Genomic DNA, 19469 nt, shown 5'->3' with positions numbered 1-19469 from the left:
TAACCCGCCGAATCGGGGAATTCCCTAAAGCCGCATGAATAAAGACTTAGCGGGCTGATATCAAACAAATGGCGGGGGTTTTACGGCTTTGGGATGAAGCATTCCGGTGGCTGCAACGGTTGCAACAAACGCTAGAAAATAGCTGTTTTTTTCATATATCGTATATCATCGATCGGCCGTTTTTCATAAGAATCAGGAGACAGAGGCATGTTCGAGGAAGTGGATTTCGCCGGGAAAAAGGTGCTCATCACCGCCGGCGCGGACGGGCTGGGCCTGGAGATGGCGAAGGTGTTCCGCCATGCCGGCGCCTCCGTGTTCGTATGCGACGTGAACCAGGAGCGCCTGGCCGCGCTGCCGGCTGAATTGCCCGGCGTGCATGCGGCCCTGGCCGACGTCTCGGACGAAGACAGCGTCGCCGCGCTGTTCGACCAGGTCCGCGCCAAGCTGGGCGGCCTGGACATCCTGGTCAACAACGCGGGCGTGGCCGGTCCCACCGGCTACGTCGAAACCCTGTCCAAGGCGGACTGGGACCGCACGCTGGCCGTGAACATCACCGGGCAATTCCTGTGCGCGCGCCAGGCCATCGGCCTGCTCAAGGAGTCCAAGGCCGGCGTGATGATCAATCTGTCGTCCGCGGCCGGCCATCTCGGCTTTGCCGGGCGCTCCGTCTATTCCGCCTCGAAGTGGGCGGTGATCGGCTTTACCAAGTCCCTGGCCATCGAGCTGGGTCCCTATGGCATCCGCGTCAACGCCATCCTGCCGGGCGCGGTGGAAGGGCCGCGCATCCGCGCCGTCATCGCGGCCAAGGCGGATACGCTGGGCCGGCCGGTGGAGGAGATCGCCGCGCAGTACGAGAACCAGGCCGCGCTGGGCCGCATGGTCACGGCGCGCGATATCGCCAACATGGTGCTGTTCAATGCCAGCGAGGCCGCCCGCAGCGTTTCGGGGCAGGCCATCGTGGTGGACGGCTTCACGCAGAAGCTCTACTGATGGACGCCGGGTCCAAGGCGCAGCGCGCCGCCATCATCGGAACCGGCCTGATAGGCCAGGGTTGGGCCATCGTGTTCGCCCGCATGGGCTGGGAAGTGCGCCTGCATGACGTCAATGCCGCGATGCTGGCCGAAGCCCGCGGCCTGATCCTGCGGCAGCTGCGCGAACTTGAAGCCCAGGGCTTGCTGACGGACGCCGAAGCCATAGGCGGACGCGTCCATGTGGCAAGCAGCCTGGCCGATGCCTTGAAGGGCGCCCGCTACATCCAGGAGAACTCGCCCGAGAATCTGGAAATCAAGCGGGCGCTGTTTGCTGAACTGGACGCGGCGGCCGAACCCGACGCCATCATCGGCAGCTCCACATCCAGCATCCCCGCCAGCGAATTCACCGGGCATCTGCCCGGACGCCACCGCTGCCTGGTGGCGCACCCGGTGAATCCGCCGTACCTGATCCCGGTGGTGGAACTGTGCCCCGCGCCCTGGACCAGCCCGCAGGCCGTCGATTCCGCCCGCGCCGTCATGGCCGGCATCGGCCAGAAACCCGTGCTGGTGCGGCGCGAAATCGAAGGTTTCATCCTGAATCGCCTGCAAGGCGCGCTGCTGCATGAGGCGTTCCGCCTGGCCAGCGCGGGCGTCGCCAGCGCCGAGGACATCGACGCCACGGTGAAGGACGGCCTGGGCCTGCGCTGGTCGTTCATGGGGCCGTTCGAAACCATAGACCTCAACGCACCCGGCGGCATTGCCGACTATTGCGCGCGCTACGGCGGGCTGTACCAGTCCATCGCCGCGACCCAGGGCGAACCCGTCGCCTGGGACGGCGCGCTGGTCGACGCGCTGTCGGAGGAACGCCGCGGCCTGCTGCCGCAGGAAGATCTTGCCAAGCGCCGCTTCTGGCGCGATGAAAAACTGATGCGCCTCATGCGCCATAAACAGGACAACGGAGACAACAATGGCTAAGCCCAAGCAGAAAGTCATCATCACTTGCGCCGTGACGGGCGCCATCCATACGCCCAGCATGTCGCCGCACCTGCCGGTGACGGCCGACGAGATCGCCGAAGCGGCCATCGGCGCGGCCAAGGCGGGCGCGGCGGTGCTGCACCTGCATGCGCGCGATCCGCAGACCGGCAAGCCGTCGCAGGACCCGGCGCTGTTCAAGCCCTTTCTGGAGCGGATCAAGCGGGAAACGGACGCCATCATCAACATCACCACCGGCGGCAGCCCGCATATGACGGTGGAAGAGCGCATGCGTCCGGCCACCACCTTCAAGCCGGAGCTGGCGTCCCTGAACATGGGGTCCATGAACTTCGGCCTGTACCCGATGCTGGGCCGCTTCAAGGAGTTCAAGCACGACTGGGAACGCGAACATCTGGAAAACAGCCGCTCGCTGGTGTTCCGCAATACCTACCAGGACATCGAGTCCATCCTCGCGCTGGGCAACGCCAACGGCACCCGCTTCGAGTTCGAGTGCTACGACATCAGCCATCTGTACAACCTGGCGCATTTCGTGGACCGCGGCCTGGTCAAGTCGCCGCCTTTCATCCAATCGGTGTTTGGCATCCTGGGCGGCATCGGCCCGCACCCGGAAGACCTGATGCACATGAAGCGCACGGCCGACCGCCTGTTCGGCAACGACTATGAATGGTCGATCCTGGGCGCCGGCCGCGGCCAGATCCCGCTGGCCACCATAGGCGCGGCCATGGGCTCGAACGTGCGGGTGGGGCTGGAGGATTCGTTGTGGATCGGGCCGGGCGAGATGGCGCAATCCAATCAGGTCCAGGTGGAGCGCATCCGCACCATCCTGGAGGCGCTGAACCTGGAAATCGCCACGCCCGAAGAGGCGCGCGCCAAGCTCGACTTGAAGGGCAAGGACAACGTGGCGTTCTGATGCGGCCAGGGGCCGGCAGCTATCCGGCCCCTTGTCGCGTCAGGCGCGGCGGCGCAGCGCGGCGGCCAGCGTGTCGGTATCGAGCGCGCGGTCGAAGTTGGCGGCGTGGCGGGCCTTCAGGCTCAGCTCCGCAGCCAGCCGCAGTTCCGTGTCGTCCGGCATGTCGGCCGCACCCAGTTCGCGCAAGGTGGTGGGCAGGCCCACCTGGGCATACCAGCGGGTCAGCTCGGCCAGCACGCCGTCCGTCCGGTTTTCCAGGTCCAGCTGCACCAGCAGTCCGACCGCCACCTGCAGGCCATGCGGGGCGCTCGCCAGGCCGCTGATCCTGGGCAGCCCGCGCGTCAGCGAGTGGGCGATGGACAGGCCGCCGCTTTCGAAACCGAGGCCGCTCATGAGGATCATCGCTTCCACTACGCGTTCGAAGGCCGGCGTGGGCTGGCCGCTGCCGGCAACCGCCACGGCATCCGCGCCGTCGGCCAGCAGGGTGCGCAGGCAGCCGTCGGCGATGAACTGGGCGGTGAGGGGCGGCGCGCCGTCATACATGTTGCGGCCGCTGTTGCGGCTGCATTGCTCGGCCTCGAATTTCTTCGAGACCGCATCGCCCAGCCCTGCGAGAAAGAAATTCGCTGGCGCGGTGGCGATGACGGCGGTATCGACCAGCACGATGGTGGGGTTGAACAGCATGTGCTCCACCGCCAGGAGGTTGTGATGGGCGTCGTACAGGACGTAGTTCTTGCTGGTGGGCGCGTCGTTGGAGGCGACGGTCGGCACGGTGATGAGATGGCAGTGCGAGGACTTGGCCACGGCCTTGCCCGCGTCCAGCGCCTTGCCGCCGCCCACCGCGATCACCATGTCGATGCCGGCAGGCGCGGCCTGCGCGCGCAATTGCGTGATCGCCGCGGGCGTCAGGTCGCCTTCGACGATCAGCGGCGCGAGCGACACGTTATGCGCCGCGCACAAGGCTTCGATTCTTGGCCCCAGCACGCCATGCACATAGCTGTCTATGACCAGGGCGGCGCGGCGGCCGAACAGGGCTGCGTACTGTCCCAGAGTGTCCAGGGCGCCGGCGCCCTGGATGTAGCGGCTGGGCGCGCCAAAAATCTTCAGCATGGGGGATTCCTTCGGATTTGCCTACTTGCGGGCAGCGGGGGGGCGGTAGTCGAGTTCCTTTTCGCGCTCGACCAGCCAGTCGATCATGATCTTGCCGCCCCAGACCAGATCGGCCTGGATGGCCTGCCTGGCGGCTTCGGAGTCGCGCGCTTCCAGGGCTTCCAATACCGCTTCGTGGCGGTGCTCGTTCTGCGAATAGTCCAGCCCCGAGGTCTTGACGTGGAACACCTTGAGGATGGGGCCGGTGATCACCCAGAACGATTCCACCGTGGCGCGCAGGATGGGCTTGTTGCTGGCTTCCAGGATGCCGAAGTGGAACTTGCGGTTGAGGTAGCTGGCGCGCTTGGGATCGCTGGAAGTGCAGGAGATGAAATCCCGCTGCAGCGCGATCAGGTTGTCCAGCTGTTTGCGCGTGATGTTCTGTGCGGCTTCGGCCGCGCCCATGCCTTCCAGGTGGAAGCGGATCTGCTGGATTTCACGCAGCTTTTCCGAATTGACGTAAGGCACGTAGACCGCGGTGGCCGCCTGCATTTCCAGTCCCTGCTCGCTGATCAGCCGGAAGATGGCCTCGCGTACAGGCGTGATGGAGACGCCCATTTCCTGGGCCAGTTCGCCAATGATCAGGCGTTCGCCGGGTTCGTACTGCCCGTTGATCAGGGCATTGCGGATTTCGTTGTAGACCCTGACGGAGAGGTTCTCTTTCTTTACCGGTTTAAGGCTGGACATGACAGGCTCAGGCTTGCTGTATTGATGGGGGCGGGTGGATTCGGGATGAATTCTATCCCGCCATGGCAAATTCGAGCGCGATGGGTATATTATATATCATATATCCTAACAGCGAAAAGGAAGCGCCATGAGGAGTGACAGGGAGGTCCCCACCGAAGGGGAGGTCGGGCTGCTGCGGGAAAAGGCCCGCCATATCCGGCTGGAGACCATCAGGTTGATCGAGATCGCCAAGGTCGGGCACTACAGCTCGGTGTTCTCGTGCGCGGAAATCTTCGCCGCGCTGTACTACGACGTGATGCGGCTGCGTCCGGGCGAGCCGCAGTGGCCCGACCGCGACCGCTTCCTGATGGGCAAGGGCCATGCCGCCGTGGGTCTCTTCCCGGTACTGGCGGACCATGGCTTCATCGCCCGCGAGCTGCTGGACGGCTACACCCGCCTGGGCAGCCCGCTGGGCGATCATCCCGACATGAGCAAGGTGCCGGGCGTGGACTTCAGCTCGGGTTCCATCGGCCACGCGTTGTCCAACGGCGTGGGCATGGCGGTGGGCGGGCGCATGAGCGGGCGCGACTTCAACGTCTTCGTGCTGCTGGGCGACGGCGAGATGCAGGAAGGCCAGGTTTGGGAGGCGGCGCTCTTCGCCGCCCACAACCGCCTGTCGCGCCTGGTTGCGATCGTCGACCGCAACGGCTACCAGCTCGACGGCAAGGTCGACGAGGTCATGGGCGTGGAATCGTTGAAGGAAAAATGGCTGGCCTTCGGCTGGGAAGTGCATGAGGTGGACGGCCACAACCTGGTGGAACTGACCGCTTTGCTGCGCCGCCTGCGCGCGGACGAGTCGCGCGCCAGGCCGGCCTGCGTGATCGCAAAGACCATCAAGGGCAAGGGCGTGTCCTATATGGAAACCGAGCCGGGCTGGCATCTGGGCTACCTGGCGCCGCAAGACGCGCAAAGCGCCGTTGAAGAAATCCTTTCCCGCGAGATCTGAATGGCACAGGCACAAGTCCTCTCTCCCGATTCCTGGCAGTACCGCGCGCTGAATGCGGTGAACCCCGGGCTGTCCTATCTTTCCGACGCGCTGATCGAGCTGGCTGCGGCCGGCCATCCGGTGGTCGCCGGTTCGGCCGACCTGCAGTACTCCAACGGCCTGAACCGCTTTGCCCAGGCCTATCCCGACCGCTATGTCCAGTTCGGCATTTCCGAGCAGAACATGGTGTCGGCCGCGGCAGGCCTGGCGACCACCGGCATGATGCCCTTCGTCGCGACCTTCGCGTCCTTCCTGGGCCTGCTGTGCTGCGAACAGATCCGCATGGACGTGGCCTATACCAAGCTGCCCGTGCGCCTGATCGGCCACCACACCGGTATCAGCCTGGGCTTCTACGGCACCTCGCACCACGCCACTGAAGATATCTCGACGATGCGGGCGCTGGCCGGCCTGACGGTGGTCTCGCCCGCCGACGGCCCGCAGCTGGCATCCGCCATCAAGGCCTCGGTGGACTGGCCCGAGCCGATCTACTTCCGGGTCGGCCGCGGCCGCGACCCGCAGGTCTATGAAGACGGCGCGCCTTTCCAGTTCGGCCGCGCCATTGTCCATTCCAGCGGCTCGGACCTGAACATCGTCGCCTGCGGCATCACTGTGCACGCGGCCCTGGCGGCCGCCGAACAACTGCGCGGCGAAGGATTGTCGGTGGGCGTGATCGACATGCCCACCATCAAGCCCCTGGACCGCGACGCCGTGCTGGCCGCGGCAGGCAAGTCCCGCGTGCTGATGACGGTGGAAGAGCACAACGTGCTGGGCGGGCTGGGTTCGGCCGTGGCCGAGGTGCTGGCCGACGCGGGCACAGGCACGCGCTTGCGCCGCCATGGCATCTACGACGAATACAGCCTGATCGCGCCGCCCACCACCCTGTATGCGCACTACAAGCTGGACGCGGACGGCATCGCCGACGTCGCGCGCGCCACGCTCCAGCCCTGAGACACGGAGACAAACATGAAGGAAATCACCGGCACCACGCGCCTGTTCGGCATCCTGGCCGATCCCATTCACCACGTGAAGACGCCGCAGCGCATGAATGAGCATTTTGCCGCCATTGGCTTCGACGGCGTGTGCGTGCCGTTCCACGCCCGGCCGGATAACTTGGCCGAGGTGGTCGCTGGACTGCGGCGGCTGGAAAACCTGGGCGGCGTCATCGTCACGGTGCCGCACAAGACCGCGATACTGGAGCTGGTCGACGACGCCACTCCGGTTGCGCGCAAGATCGGCGCAGCCAACGTGGTGCGCCGCGAGGCGGACGGCAAGCTGGTGGCGCACATGCTGGACGGCGAAGGCTTTGTCCGCGGGCTGCAAAGCGCAGGCGTGTCGCCGCAGGGCAAGAGCGCCTATCTGGCGGGGGCGGGCGGCGCGGCCAATGCAATCGGCTTCGCGCTGGTCCAGGCCGGCGTGTCGCGGCTGACCATCGCCAACCGCACCACGGCCAAGGCCGAGGATCTGAAGGCGCGCATCCTGTCGCTGCATCCCGGCGCCCGGATCGACGTGGGCACGGCCGACCCCTCGGGGCACGACCTGGTGGTCAACGGCACCTCGCTGGGCATGAAGCCGGACGACGCCTTGCCGCTGGACGCCAGCCGCCTGACGCCGGACCAACTGGTCTGTGAAGTCATCATGCAGCCCAAGGACACGGCCTTGCTGCTGGCGGCGCAGGCCCGCGGCTGCAAGGTGCACTATGGCGCGCCGATGCTGGCCTGCCAGATCGAACTGATGGCGCAAATGCTGGGCGTGGCGGCGGACAAGCCGGCCGACGCGGGACGCTGATCCGTATGAGCGACTACGACTTCATCATTGCCGGGGGCGGCACGGCGGGCTGCATCCTGGCCAACCGCCTGAGCGCCGACGGCAAGTATCGCGTGCTGATGCTGGAGGCCGGACATGAGGCCCGCAGCATGTGGATCTCGATCCCGGCGGGCTTTTCCAAACTGCTGGTCAACCCGGAATACAACTGGCGCTTCGCCACCGAGCCGGAAGATAACGTCCACGGCAGGACCATTGCCGTGCCGCGCGGCAAGGGCGTGGGCGGGTCGACGCTCATCAACGGCATGATCTACGTCCGTGGCCAGCCGCAGGACTACGACGGCTGGGAGGCGGCGGGCGCGACCGGCTGGGGCTACAGCCAGGCCGAGCGCATCTTCCGCAAGATCGAATGCTACGAACCCGGCGACGCCAGCCGCGGCAAGAGCGGCCCGATGCATCTGGAAGAGGTGTCCGAACGCTTTCCCATATCGGATGCCTTCCTGAAGGCGGCGCAAGAGGACGGCCAGCCCTTGAATCCCGACTACAACGGCGGCAGCCAGGAGGGCGTGGGCTACTACCAGGTGCTGCAGCACCGGGGCAGGCGTTGGAGCGTGGTGGACGGCTACCTGAAACCCGCTGCCGGCCGCAAGAACCTCACGGTGGAATGCGGCGCGCACGTGACGCGGCTGGTGTTCGAGGGCAAGCGCTGCGTGGGCGTGGCCTATCGCAAGAACGGACAGGAGCACATCGTGCGCGCGCGGCGCGAGACGCTGCTGTGCATGGGCGCGGTGCAGTCGCCGCAGTTGCTGGAACTGTCCGGCGTCGGCAATCCCGCCTTGCTGCAAGCGTTCGGCATCGCGCCGGTGCTGGCGCAGCCGCAGGTCGGCGAAAACTACATCGACCACTTCGCGACCCGCATGAACTGGCGGGTGAAAGGCACGGTGACGCTCAACGAGATGTCGCGCGGCTGGCGCCTGGCGCAGCAGGTGGCGCGCTACTACGCCAGCCACAAGGGCATCCTGACCCTGGGCACGGGGCTGGTGCACGGCTTCGTGAAAAGCGCGCCAGACCTGCCGGCGCCCGACGTGCAGTACTTCTTCGTGCACGCCAGCTACGCCAATGCGGCCGAACGTATCCTCGACCGGCAGCCGGGCATGACGATAGGCGTGGCGCAACTGCGTCCCGAGTCGGTCGGATCCATCCACATCAAGTCGGCGGATCCGCAGGCCGGACCGGCGATCCGGCCCAACTTCCTGTCGGCCCAGGTGGACCGCGACAGCCTGGTGGGTGGCATGCAGGCGGCCCGTCGCATCGTCGGCCAGCCGGCCATGCGGCGCTATGTCGAATCGGAGATCAGCCCCGGCGCGGCGGTGGACAGCTACGACGAATGGCTGGACTTCGCGCGGCGCAACGGCCAGACCATCTACCATCCCATAGGCACCTGCCGCATGGGCTCCGACGCTGCCGCCGTCACCGACGTGCGCTTGCGGGTGAACGGCCTGTCCGGCCTGCGCGTGGTGGATGCCTCGGTGATGCCGAAGATGGTGTCCGGCAATACGCAGGGTGCCGTCATGATGGTGGCCGAGCGGGGGGCCGAGATGATCCTGGAGGACGCGGCTCGGCAATAGGTAAGCCAGCCGCGCGAGGGGCCTTTCGCCGCCGCGCCGCCCCAAGGCGAAAGAGCCCCCCTTGGGGGGCAGCTAGCGCACGAAGTGCGCGCGGCGTGGGGGGCAACACCCTTCAGCGGATGAGGAAGCCGGCGCCGACGGGGTCGTTCTTGTCGATCACCCAGCGCGCCGTGCCCAGGATGCTGGCCGTGCCCTTGACCGTGGGACGCACGGCGCGGGTGCCGTTCAGGTCCACCTCGCCCAGCAGGCAGCCTTCGAACACGCCGCTACCCAACAGGCCTTCCGACTTGATCGGCTGGTTCAAGCCCATCTTGCCGCGCGCTTCGAACATGGCCATCATCGCGCTGGTGCCGGTGCCGCCGGGCGAACGGTCCAGCTGGCCGGCGCTGAACACGTGCACGTTCTTGTAGAACGCGCCTTCGATGGTCGGCTGGTGCCAGAAGGTGATGAAGTTCAGGTTGTTGATGTGCGCTTCGGTCGGGTGCTGGATGCGGTGGCGGGCATTGAGCTGTTCGCGCACGATCAGGCCCATGCGCGACAGCTCGGTGCCGTTGTCCGGCGAGATGCGCAGGTCGCAGCCCGACAGGTCGACGATGCCGAAGTAGTTGCCGCCCCAGACGATGTCGGCGGACAGCTTGCCGTAGCCGGGCAGTTCCACCGGAATGTCTTGCGCGGCCACGTAGGCCGGCACGTTCTCGAAGCGCGTCCACAGCACGTTGTCGCCCTCGGACGCCACTTCCGACACCACCAGGCCGGCGGTGGTTTCAAAGCGGATCTTGGTGATGCCGTCCTTGCCGCGCGGCACCAGGCCATTGGCCACCATGGCCATGCTGACCGCGATGGTGCCGTGGCCGCACATGTGCGAGTACTCGGTGCCGTCGATGTAGATCAGGCCGGCGTCGTACTCGGGGCTGGACGGCGGCGTGAGGAACACGCCGAACATGTCCTTGTGGCCGCGCGGCTCGCGCATCAGCGCCTTGCGCAGCCAGTCGTAGTTCTGTTCCAGAAAGGCGCGCTTCTCCAGGATGGTGGAGCCGGCGGGGTAGGGGATGCCGCTGTGCACGATGCACAGGGGCTCGCCTTCGGTATGGGTATAGATGACATCGAACGCGTCTTGCTTGCGCATGACTGTGGCTCCAGACAGTAAGGTAGGGAAGAAAGGTTATTTGCCGCGTTCGGACAGCATGTCCAGCCCGACGGTCAAATCCAGGATGACGATGGCGATCACCGCAACCACGATCGTGGCGCCCGATACGGCTGCGATGGTCGGATCTATCGTGTATTGCACGTAGTTGAAGAGCTTCACGGGGATGGTGTTCAGGTCCGCCGTGGTGTTGAAAATCGACAGCTCCACGTTGATCCACGAAGAGATGAACGCGAAGATCGAACCGGTGACGATGCCAGGCCGGATCTGAGGCAGCACCACCAGGAAGAAGGTCGTCCAGGGATTCGCGCCCAGGTCGGCCGATGCCTCCTCCAGCGCGCGCTGTTCGGGCGTCAGCAGGGTCAGCGTGGACCGCAGCACGAAGGGCGCGATGATGATGATGTGCCCGATCAGCAGGGACAGGAAGCTGCGCGTCAGGCCGAAGTAGGCGCCGTACTGCAACAGCGCCGCGCCCAGCACGATGTGCGGCAGCACCAGCGGCGACATCAACACCGAAGTCAATGCGGCCTTGCCCGGGAACTCGTAGCGCGCCACCGCCAGCGCGGCCGGCACCGTCAGCAGCACGGCCGCGGCCGTCGCCGCCAGGGCCAGCACCGTGCTGGTCGTGAACGCGGCGACGTAGCCGGCCTCGATCAGCAGCGTGCGGTACCACTCCAGCGTAAAGCCCTTGGGCGGAAACGCCAGATAGGGCGTGGACGTGAACGAGGAACCCAGGATCACCACCAGCGGCAGGGCCAGGTAGGCCAGCACTCCCAGGGCGACCAGGCGGATCAGGTTGCGGGCGATCATCGCGCGGCTCCCGGCAGGACGGCGGCGCGGTTGGCAAGCGCCACCAGGATCAGGGTGAACACCAGCAGCACCATGCTCAGCGCGCCACCGTAATGGAAGTCGAACACCGTGCTGTACTGCTGGAAGATCAGCATCGACAGCACCGACACGCGCCCGCCGGACAGCAGCGCAGGCGTCACGTAGGCGCTGACGGCCAGGGTGAAGACCATGATGGCGCCCGACACCACGCCGGGCAGCGTCAACGGCCAGGTGATGTGGAAGAAGGTGGCAGCGGGGCTGGCGCCCAGGTCGGCGGATGCCTGTTCGCAGGCCGGATCGACCCGCGCCAGCGCATTGCCGACCGCCAGCACCACGAAAGGCAGCAGCACGTAGACCATGCCGATCAGGATGCCCAGCTCGGTGCCGATGAAACGCATCGGACGGTCGGCGATGCCCGCGCCCACCAGGGCCTGGTTGACCAGCCCGTTGCGGCCCAGCAGCACCATCCAGCCAAAGGCGCGCACGATATTGCTGGTGAACAGCGGCACCACCAGCAGGATCACGCAGAAGCGCCGCCAGGCCTGCCAGCGCACCACGCGCACCAGGTACCAGGCCAGCGGATAGCCCAGGATCACGCAGGCGATCGTGGTGAAGAAAGCCAGCCGGAAGGTGACCAGGATCACGTCCCAGTGGTATTGGTCGCCCAGCACGCGCAGGTATTGCTGCGGGGTAAGGGTCAAACCATCGGGGCCGCCGGTGATGCTGGCTAGCGCCACCACCGCCAGCGGGGCCAGGAAGAAGGCCGCGAAGAACAGTACGGGAGCCGCCAGCAGCAGGCAGGGCGAACGCCAGGTGCGCAAACTCATGACGATTCACCGATAAGGTGCAGGCGCTCCGGCGCGAAGGCCAGGCGGGCCGCGGAGCCGGGGCCCAGGCCCGATGGCGCAATGCCGCCGTGGCGCGTCACCAGGATCTGTCCGCCGATGTCCACGTGGATCATGCAGTGGCTGCCCACGTTGATGACGTCGGTGACCGTGCCGTTCAACCCATGCGCCGCCGATTCATCGGCCAGGCGCAAATCCTCGGGCCGCAGCACCGCCACGCCGCGCGCGGGCGCGGCCTTGCCGGGGAACGGCACGCGCAGTCCCTGGGCATCCAGCTGCAGCGCATCGCCGCTGGCCGTGTAGGGCATGAAGTTGGCGTCGCCGATGAACTCGGCCACGAAGCGGGTGGCGGGATGCCGGTAGATCTCGGTCCCGCCGCCCACCTGTTCGATCTTGCCCGCATGCATGACCACCACCCGGTCGGCCATGGTCATGGCTTCTTCCTGGTCGTGCGTGACGAAGATGAAGGCGATGCCCAGCTTGGCCTGCAGGTGCTTGAGTTCCAGCTGCATGCGCTTGCGCAGCTTGAGGTCCAGCGCCGACAGCGGCTCGTCCAGCAACAGCAGCTTGGGCTGGTTCACGATGGCGCGCGCCAGCGCCACGCGCTGCTGCTGTCCGCCGGACATTTCGCGAGGATAGCGCGTACCGAAGTCCGCCAGGCCCACCATGTCCAGCGCCGATCGGGCGCGTTGGGCGGCTGCCTGCTTCGATGCGCCTTGGCGCCGCGGGCCGTAGGCCACGTTTTCCAGCACGCTCATGTGCGGAAACAGCGCATAGTTCTGGAACACCGTGTTCAGCGGCCGGTGGTGCGCGGCCAGGCGGCTGATGTCCTGGCCTTCAATCAGGATGCGGCCCGATTCGGGCCTGAGAAATCCGGCGATCGAGCGCAGCAGGGTGGTCTTGCCGCAGCCGCTGGGACCAAGCAGGGCCACGAACTCTCCCTGTTGGATCTCCAGGTCGATGCGGTCCAGCGCCTGGTAGGCGCCAAAGCGCATCGACACGCCTTCGATGGTAAGCAAAGCGGACATGTTCGATCCCGGTCTAGCGCTTGCGGGCAACCTGGCGGTTCCAGGCGTCCGTGACCTCGGCGCGGCGGCTGTTGATGAGGTTCCAGTCGAACAGGCTCAGGTTCTTGACCGAACCCTCCGCGCCCCAGGGCAGCTTGCGCGCCACGTCCTTCGGCACCTGCACATCCTTGACGGCGGGGCCCAGGTACAGGCGCGTGGCCAGGCAGGCGGCGGCATCCGGCGTGAGCGCGGTGTCGATGAACTTCTGCGCGGCGGCCTTGTTCGGCGCGTTCTTCACCAGATGCAGGCGGGCATCCGTGGCCCAGGCGCCTTCCTTGGGCACGGCGAAGCCGATGGGCAGTCCCTTGTCGATCAGATCCCAGGCGCCCACGTTGAAGTGCGCGCCGATGATGGCCTCGCCGCTCTGGTAGGCGTTGGTGGCGGCGCCCGAGCTGTCGAAGAACAGCGCGGTGTCCAGCGATGCCAGCTTGGCGTACAGCGGCTCCAGGTTCGACGGGTCGACCGCGAACACCCGCGCCAGGAAGAAGATGAACGGCACGCCCGACGAGTTCGCCGGCGAGGGTATGGCCACGGCGCCGGCGTACTCGGGTTTCCACAAGTCCTTCCAGCTGGTCGGCGGCTGGGGCACTTCCTTGGTGTTGTAGGCGATGCCCAGCGAGTAGTAGCCGGTGCTGACCGCGTAGGCGCTGCCGCCATTGCGGTACACGCCCTGGTCGATGACGTTCTTCAGATTGGGTATGCCGGCGGGATCCAGCGCGTCCAGCACGCCGGCTGCGGCGGCCAGTTCGCTGATGCCGCCGTCCATCCAGGCCACGTCCATGGTGGGCGCGTCCTTCTGCTGCTGCAGCTTGGCCAGCGTGGTGGTGGAGGTGCCCACTTCCGGCACCACGGTCACGCCGGTGGCCTTGGTGTAGGGCTCGGCCACGCAGGCGCGGAACGCGTCGCCCCAGTTGCCGCCGTACCAGGCGACAGTGATCTTCTGCTGCTGGGCCAGCGCCTGGCCGGCGCTCAGCAGTCCGGCTGCCAGCAATGCGGCGCGCAGGGCGCGGCGGGTAGGTGTTGCCATGTCGGATTCCCCTTGTCGATTTATCGGCTCCGATCGGCCTGCGCCGGGGGGCGCTGCGGGACGGTGCCATAGGCGCATCTTGGGCGATCCCCGGGAAAACCAGCTTGAAGGCCTGGGACAAAAACTTGAATAATTGCGACATGGAAACCGCTATGTCCGCCGCTGCACCGTCTTTCTCCTATGACGATGAGTACAGCGGCCTGCCTCAGGGGAAACCCGCACTGACCGTAGGTATTGTGCTGCTGGACCAGTTCACGCTGGCCGCCTTTGCCGGATTGGTGGACGTCTTGCGGCTGGCGGGCGACCACGGCGGACGCAGCCGCCAGATCCATACCGCCTGGCGCGTCATGAGCTGGGACGGCAAGCCGCGCTGCTCCAGTGCGGGCTTGACCATAGACGTGGCCGACGGCCTGCCCGAAGACCCGACCCAGTTCGACTACGTGGCGGTTTGCGGCGGCAACGACTACTTCAATGGCCGCCTGCCCGAGCCCCTGCGCGACTGGCTGCGGCTGGCGGCGGCGCAGCGCGTGCGGCTCTTGGGCATCTGTACGGGCACCTTTGCGCTGGCGCAGGCCGACGTCATCGGGCCGCGCACGGTCTGCGTGCACTGGAACGTGCTGGATACTTTCCGCGAACGCTTTCCGCAGGCCCGGGCGGTGGTGGACCGGCTGTTCGTGGATGAAGGCGACCTGATTTCCTGCGCGGGCTCCACGGCCGCAATCGACCTGGCGCTGTACCTGGTGGCCCGGCACTGCGGGCGCGACAAGGCTCAGCAGGCGATGCGGCACATGATGCTGCAAGGCGTGCGCCCGGGGCGCGTGCCGCAGGCGCATTTCCACACGGACCTGTCGGGCATCCAGGATCTGCGCGTGCGCCAGGCCGCGCACTTCATCGAGCAGCGCATCGACAATCCGCCACCGCTGGATGCGATCGCGCGCTACGTCGGCGTCGGGCGCAGGCAGCTGGAACGCGCCTTCCGCATGGCCACGGGCATGTCGCCGATGGCGTTCCAGCGGCAGTTGCGGCTGGAATACGGCAGCTGGCTGCTTTTGAACAATCCCAGCAGCATCACGCAGATCGCGCTGGACTGCGGGTTTGCGGATGGCGCGCATTTCTCGCGCGATTTCCGCGCGCATTTCGGCCAGTCGCCGCGCCAGTATCAGCAGGCCGCCGGCCGCGACGGCGGAGTCAGCGTGTTTCCCGCCTGAGGCTTCTGCACGGCTCGTTCCGGCGCCGGCAAGCCATGGGCTTATCAACGGAAGGAGACGACATGACCTATGACCTTTGGTACTGGGACGGCATCCCCGGGCGCGGCGAGTTCGTGCGCCTGGCCCTGGAGGCCGGCGGCATTCCCTATCGCGAATGCGCGCGCGAGCCCGGCGCGGATGAAGGCACGCTGGCCGCGGACCTGAGTTCGGCGCGCAAGCATCCGCCGTTCGCGCCGCCGTATCTGGTCGCGGGCAAAATGACGCTGGGGCAGACCGCCAACATCCTGCTGTTCCTGGGCGAAAAGCACGGCCTGGCGCCGGACTCGCTGGAAGGGCGGCTGTGGGTGAACCAGCTGCAGCTCACCATCGCCGACATGGTGGCCGAAGCGCACGACACGCATCATCCGATATCCGCCAGCGAATACTACGAAGACCAGAAGGTCGAGGCCGCGCGCCGAGCGCGCAGCTTTCGCGAGGAGCGCATGCCCAAGTTCCTGGGCTATTTCGAACGCGTGCTGGGCGGGCCGCAGGCCTGGCTGGCGGGCGGCAAGCGCTGGACCTACGTGGACCTGTCGCTGTTCCACCTTGTGGATGGCCTGCTCTACGCCTTTCCGAAGCGCATGGCGACCCTGGCCGTGCGTTATCCGAACGTCATGGCGCTGCATGCGCGCGTGGCGGCGCTGGCGGAATTGCAGCCTTACTTTGACAGCGGCAGGCGCTTGCCTTTCGGGGAAGGGATCTTTCGCCAATATCGCGAATTGGACGCGGCTTGAGTCCGGACAAACCCTGGTGTTGCTGAATCCCGATTTTTTTGATCGGTCTTTTGAAAATCTTGAGTCCCGCTCATTTTTAAGATTAAATATTTGCAAATTGTTTAATAAATATTTCCATTTGTCTCGCGGCAGATAGGTCGAACGGCATCAAACCACCCGGACTCCGGGCAGGAGACGTCAAGATGAAATGGATCACTCTCAGCCAACTGCTGCGCATGGACCGTGGCATACAGAAGGCCGACATGCTTGGGCAGGTCGCGGCAATCCACAACGCCCAGGCCGTCATCGAGTTCGACCTGGACGGGCACGTCCTGGCGGCGAACCCGAACTTCCTGAACACCATGGGTTATGCGCTGGACGAGATCGCGGGGCAGCACCACCGCATGTTCGTCGATCCGGCAGAGCGTGCATCGGCCGCCTATGCGGAATTCTGGAGCCGCCTGCGGCAAGGCGGGCGCGATGCGGGGCGTTACCGCCGCATCCGCAAGGACGGCAGCGACGTCTGGCTGCAAGCGTCCTACAACCCGATTCACGACCGCCGCGGCCGGCTGGTGAAAGTGGTCAAGTACGCCGTGGACATCACCGCGCAGCAACAGCGGCAGGCGGACGTGGAAGGCCAGCTGGCCGCGATCTCCAAGGTGCAGGCCATCATCGAGTTCGAGCTCGACGGCACCATCATCCGCGCCAACGATCTGTTCCTGGGCGCGGTGGGCTATCGAGCGGACGAGATCCAAGGGCGCCACCACAGCATGTTCGTCCCGCCTGAAGAGGCGCGCGGCGAGGCATACAAGGAATTCTGGCGCAGACTGCGCAACGGCGAACATGACACCGGGCAGTACCTGCGCATCGGCAAGGGCGGTCGCCAGGTCTGGATCGAAGCCAGCTACAACCCGATCTTCGATGCCGAGGGCCGCCCGGTCAAAGTCGTCAAATACGCGACCGACATCACGCGGCGTTTCACCGCCGCGCAGACCTTGCGCGTCGCCGTCCAGGGCCTGACCGAAAACGCCGAGCGCGCGGGCCAGGCCAATACGCTGGCGCTGGACGCCTGTAGGGTGGCCGAGCAGGGCGGCCATACCGTGCAGGAAGTGGTGCAGACCATGGGCGGCATCACCCAGAGCTCGCGCCGCATCTCGGAAATCATCGGAGTCATGGACGGCATCGCCTTCCAGACCAACATCCTGGCGCTGAACGCCGCGGTCGAGGCCGCGCGCGCCGGCTCGCACGGCAAGGGGTTCGCCGTGGTCGCGGCCGAGGTCCGCAGCCTGGCGCAGAACAGCGCGGCGGCAGCCAAGGAGATCAAGGACCTGATCACTTCCTCGGTGCAGCAGGTCGAAAGCGGCGCGCGCCAGGTCCAGTCGGCAGGCTCTACCATGGACGATATCGTGGCATCGTCGCGCCGCGTGACTGAAATCATGGCGGAGGTGGTGGAGGTGTCGCTGGCCCAGTCCGCCAGGCTAGGCGAAGTCACCGAGGACATCACGCAGCGGGCGGGAGAGGCTGCGCGCGGCGCGGCGCCGGCGGCCGCCGCGGTCAGGCCCGTGGCGCCAGCGCTGCGGGCCAGGCCGGCCGCCAATGGACCGCTGCAGCCGCAGGCCGAGCGGCAGTACGTGCGCTACTGAGCCGGCGCCGCCGGTCCGATGCGCTATAAAGACGGTATTGATCTGAACCCGCAGGCCCGGGCAGGGACCCTCTGCCCGGGCCGCGTCATTTGCAGCCACCGTCCATGACCGAATCCGAAGCACTGGCTCTCGCCTCGCACCGCCATTACAAGGGCGGCCTCTACCTCTATGTGGGCACCGCCCGCCACTCCGAAACCGAGGAATCCCTGGTGGTCTATGAACACCTCTGGCCTCACGAGCGGGGCTTGTGGGTGCGGCCGGCCGATATGTTCTTCGGTCAGCTGCCCGACGGCACGCCCCGCTTCGCGCCCTTGCGGCCGGCGGAGTAAGGCCGTGGCGTTCTACTACCGGCGGCCGCGCGCAAGCGGCGCTGCGCCTGCCCGCGCGACGGGCGGCAAGGCGGGCGGCGAGGCGTTGGCCGCCGCGTTGCAGGCATTGCGCGGTCCGTTCATCGTGGCCGACCTGGAAACCACCGGCCTGTCCACCTCCACCTGCGAGATCCTGGAGTTTGCGGCGGTGCGCGTGGGCGCGGCAGGCGCGCTTGAGCGGGAATACACGCAGGTCGTGCGCACGCGTGGGCCGGTGCCGCCCTTCATCAGCCGCCTGACCGGCATCACGCAGGCCGAGGTCGACCGCGACGGCGTGCCGGTGGCGCAGGCGTTTTCCTCCTTCCTGGATTTCGTCGAAGACCTGCCGGTGTTCTTCCACAATGCCTCGTTCGACCGGCGTTTCCTGGGCGCGGCGGCGGATTTGACCGGCCTGCCGTTTGCCAACTCGACCCATTGCACGCTGGCGCTGGCGCGGCGCGCATGGCCGGAGCTGCCCTCGCATAAGCTGGAGATCCTGGCGCGCCATGTGGGCGCTTCGGATCCCACCCACCGCGCGCTGGCCGACGTGCACACCACCGTGGCCGTGGCGTTGGCGGCGAGTTCCCGCCTGGCCGCGGGCTAGGAGTTTCAATGTCCGACCTGGAACAGATCCGGCTGGCCGTGCGCCGGTTTACCGAAGAGCGGGAGTGGCAGCCCTTTCATACGCCCAAGAACCTGGCGATGGCGCTGGCCGGAGAGGCGGGCGAACTCGTGTCCCTGTTCCAGTGGCTGAGCGAGGCCGAGTCGCGCCAGATGCCGCCGGAGAAACTGGCGGATGCCGCGGACGAAATCGCGGATGTGCAGATGTACCTGGTGGCCCTGGCCGACCAGCTCGGCATCGATATCGCCGACGCGGTCGCAGGCAAGATGGTCAAGAATGCGCGGAAGTATCCGGCGGATCGTTTTCGCGGCAGCGCGCGCAAGTACGACGATCCGCCCGAACAGCCCTGACTCGCGCGCGGCGCGGCCAGGCCGGCCGCCTCAGAGCACTTTCTGCTCGTGATGCACCTGCGGCGGTTCAACGAAAAAGCCCGCCACCAGCTTGCGCCATTCCTGGAAATCGCTGGATTCGCGGAAATCCACCATGTGGTTCTCGACGGTTTCCCAGTCCACCACCAGCGTATAGCGCTGCGGTTGTTCGATGCTGCGGTATAGCTCCATGCCGTGGCAGCCGCGGGCCCGCAAGAACAGCGGTTTCGCCTGCGCGACGCCTGCTTCGAACAGCGCTTCCTGTCCTTCGCGGACATGGATGCTGGCAATCTCCTGGATCATGGTCTGGTCTCCAAACAGATGAGGCCGAGTAGCGCCCGGCCGGCCGCCGTAGTATCGCTGAAATTCCCGGACCGGGCGCGCCCAGGACCCTGCCGCTTCAGTTGTGCGCGTTAGGGAAATTGCCCGAGGCGGCGACGCTCATTCCCATCCATAGAGTTGAACCCGCATGCGCGCGCGGCGCGGCAGGCGCGG

Annotated in this window: 21 protein-coding genes; 13 read left to right on the top strand and 8 right to left on the bottom strand. The window is 66.4% G+C overall.

Annotated elements, in window-relative coordinates; all coding sequences use genetic code 11:
* Window positions 1-207 precede the first annotated feature (207 nt).
* From ACM1PE_RS20330 to ACM1PE_RS20320, 3 genes are read left to right on the top strand one after another with little or no spacing between them, the layout of a single operon-like run.
* Window positions 208-990: an SDR family oxidoreductase gene (locus tag ACM1PE_RS20330; protein WP_054457818.1), complete on the top strand. Its 783-nt coding sequence runs from the start codon at window positions 208-210 to the stop codon at window positions 988-990.
* Window positions 990-1946 carry a 3-hydroxyacyl-CoA dehydrogenase gene (locus tag ACM1PE_RS20325; protein ID WP_419340785.1) on the top strand — a complete coding sequence of 319 codons (957 nt, stop codon included), beginning with the start codon at window positions 990-992 and terminating at the stop codon, window positions 1944-1946. The genes ACM1PE_RS20330 and ACM1PE_RS20325 overlap by 1 nt, the downstream gene beginning before the upstream one ends.
* A complete protein-coding gene (locus tag ACM1PE_RS20320; RefSeq protein WP_013395474.1) occupies window positions 1939-2874 on the top strand; it encodes a 3-keto-5-aminohexanoate cleavage protein in 936 nt (311 codons plus the stop codon). Before ACM1PE_RS20325 ends, ACM1PE_RS20320 begins: the two co-directional genes overlap by 8 nt.
* A 39-nt stretch (window positions 2875-2913) precedes the next feature.
* Here the strand turns inward: ACM1PE_RS20320 and ACM1PE_RS20315 are convergent, their stop codons facing one another.
* Window positions 2914-3984, bottom strand: coding sequence for an iron-containing alcohol dehydrogenase (locus ACM1PE_RS20315; protein ID WP_059379534.1), 1071 nt, complete (start codon window positions 3982-3984; stop codon window positions 2914-2916).
* 21 nt (window positions 3985-4005) lie between these two features.
* Window positions 4006-4710 (bottom strand): GntR family transcriptional regulator, encoded by a 705-nt coding sequence (locus ACM1PE_RS20310; RefSeq protein WP_059379533.1) that lies wholly within the window; start codon window positions 4708-4710, stop codon window positions 4006-4008.
* A 127-nt stretch (window positions 4711-4837) separates the two neighbouring features.
* On the opposite strand from ACM1PE_RS20310, the gene ACM1PE_RS20305 reads away from it, so the two are divergent.
* Genes ACM1PE_RS20305 through ACM1PE_RS20290 form a run of 4 tightly spaced genes read left to right on the top strand, consistent with a single transcriptional unit; the run spans window position 4838 to window position 9123 of the window.
* A complete protein-coding gene (locus ACM1PE_RS20305; RefSeq protein WP_118934490.1) occupies window positions 4838-5695 on the top strand; it encodes a transketolase in 858 nt (285 codons plus the stop codon).
* Window positions 5696-6682, top strand: a complete 987-nt coding sequence (locus tag ACM1PE_RS20300; RefSeq protein ID WP_419340784.1) for a transketolase family protein — start codon at window positions 5696-5698, stop codon at window positions 6680-6682.
* Between the two features lie 15 nt (window positions 6683-6697).
* Window positions 6698-7519: a shikimate dehydrogenase family protein gene (locus tag ACM1PE_RS20295; RefSeq protein WP_059379530.1), complete on the top strand. Its 822-nt coding sequence runs from the start codon at window positions 6698-6700 to the stop codon at window positions 7517-7519.
* Window positions 7520-7524: 5 nt separating this feature from the next.
* Complete coding sequence (locus ACM1PE_RS20290; RefSeq protein ID WP_419340783.1) at window positions 7525-9123, top strand: GMC family oxidoreductase; 1599 nt, start codon at window positions 7525-7527, stop codon at window positions 9121-9123.
* Window positions 9124-9235: 112 nt separating this feature from the next.
* Here the strand turns inward: ACM1PE_RS20290 and ACM1PE_RS20285 are convergent, their stop codons facing one another.
* The 5 genes from ACM1PE_RS20285 to ACM1PE_RS20265 are packed head-to-tail and all read right to left on the bottom strand — an operon-like array spanning window position 9236 to window position 14034.
* Entirely contained in the window at window positions 9236-10249 is a 1014-nt protein-coding gene (locus tag ACM1PE_RS20285) for a proline racemase family protein (protein ID WP_059379528.1), read from the bottom strand.
* A 36-nt stretch (window positions 10250-10285) separates the two neighbouring features.
* Entirely contained in the window at window positions 10286-11077 is a 792-nt protein-coding gene (locus tag ACM1PE_RS20280) for an ABC transporter permease (protein WP_419340782.1), read from the bottom strand.
* Complete coding sequence (locus ACM1PE_RS20275; RefSeq protein WP_419340781.1) at window positions 11074-11922, bottom strand: ABC transporter permease; 849 nt, start codon at window positions 11920-11922, stop codon at window positions 11074-11076. The genes ACM1PE_RS20280 and ACM1PE_RS20275 overlap by 4 nt, the downstream gene beginning before the upstream one ends.
* On the bottom strand, window positions 11919-12968 hold the full coding sequence (locus ACM1PE_RS20270; protein ID WP_419340780.1) for an ABC transporter ATP-binding protein: 1050 nt from the start codon (window positions 12966-12968) through the stop codon (window positions 11919-11921). Before ACM1PE_RS20270 ends, ACM1PE_RS20275 begins: the two co-directional genes overlap by 4 nt.
* Window positions 12969-12981: 13 nt before the next feature.
* On the bottom strand, window positions 12982-14034 hold the full coding sequence (locus tag ACM1PE_RS20265; RefSeq protein WP_118934482.1) for an ABC transporter substrate-binding protein: 1053 nt from the start codon (window positions 14032-14034) through the stop codon (window positions 12982-12984).
* A 152-nt stretch (window positions 14035-14186) separates the two neighbouring features.
* Between ACM1PE_RS20265 and ACM1PE_RS20260 the strand changes: the two genes are divergently transcribed.
* The 6 genes from ACM1PE_RS20260 (at window position 14187) to ACM1PE_RS20235 (ending at window position 18956) form a co-directional block, all read left to right on the top strand.
* On the top strand, window positions 14187-15242 hold the full coding sequence (locus tag ACM1PE_RS20260) for a GlxA family transcriptional regulator (protein ID WP_280015456.1): 1056 nt from the start codon (window positions 14187-14189) through the stop codon (window positions 15240-15242).
* Between the two features lie 62 nt (window positions 15243-15304).
* Window positions 15305-16015: a glutathione S-transferase gene (locus ACM1PE_RS20255; RefSeq protein WP_059379523.1), complete on the top strand. Its 711-nt coding sequence runs from the start codon at window positions 15305-15307 to the stop codon at window positions 16013-16015.
* Between the two features lie 182 nt (window positions 16016-16197).
* Complete coding sequence (locus ACM1PE_RS20250) at window positions 16198-17637, top strand: methyl-accepting chemotaxis protein (RefSeq protein WP_306636030.1); 1440 nt, start codon at window positions 16198-16200, stop codon at window positions 17635-17637.
* Between the two features lie 104 nt (window positions 17638-17741).
* Window positions 17742-17966, top strand: coding sequence for a DUF1653 domain-containing protein (locus ACM1PE_RS20245; protein ID WP_059379521.1), 225 nt, complete (start codon window positions 17742-17744; stop codon window positions 17964-17966).
* 4 nt (window positions 17967-17970) lie between these two features.
* Window positions 17971-18588 carry a PolC-type DNA polymerase III gene (locus tag ACM1PE_RS20240; protein WP_373429068.1) on the top strand — a complete coding sequence of 206 codons (618 nt, stop codon included), beginning with the start codon at window positions 17971-17973 and terminating at the stop codon, window positions 18586-18588.
* 8 nt (window positions 18589-18596) lie between these two features.
* A complete protein-coding gene (locus tag ACM1PE_RS20235; protein ID WP_059379520.1) occupies window positions 18597-18956 on the top strand; it encodes a nucleotide pyrophosphohydrolase in 360 nt (119 codons plus the stop codon).
* 30 nt (window positions 18957-18986) lie between these two features.
* Here ACM1PE_RS20235 and ACM1PE_RS20230 read toward each other — a convergent pair whose 3' ends face one another.
* Window positions 18987-19277 carry an antibiotic biosynthesis monooxygenase family protein gene (locus ACM1PE_RS20230; RefSeq protein WP_059379519.1) on the bottom strand — a complete coding sequence of 97 codons (291 nt, stop codon included), beginning with the start codon at window positions 19275-19277 and terminating at the stop codon, window positions 18987-18989.
* Window positions 19278-19469: the final 192 nt, after the last annotated feature.

Origin of the sequence: Achromobacter sp. PD1 (assembly GCF_048541815.1) — a bacterium.
In the GTDB taxonomy this organism is placed as follows: domain Bacteria; phylum Pseudomonadota; class Gammaproteobacteria; order Burkholderiales; family Burkholderiaceae_B; genus Achromobacter; species Achromobacter bronchisepticus_A.
This window is presented reverse-complemented; position numbering and strand designations above follow the sequence as displayed.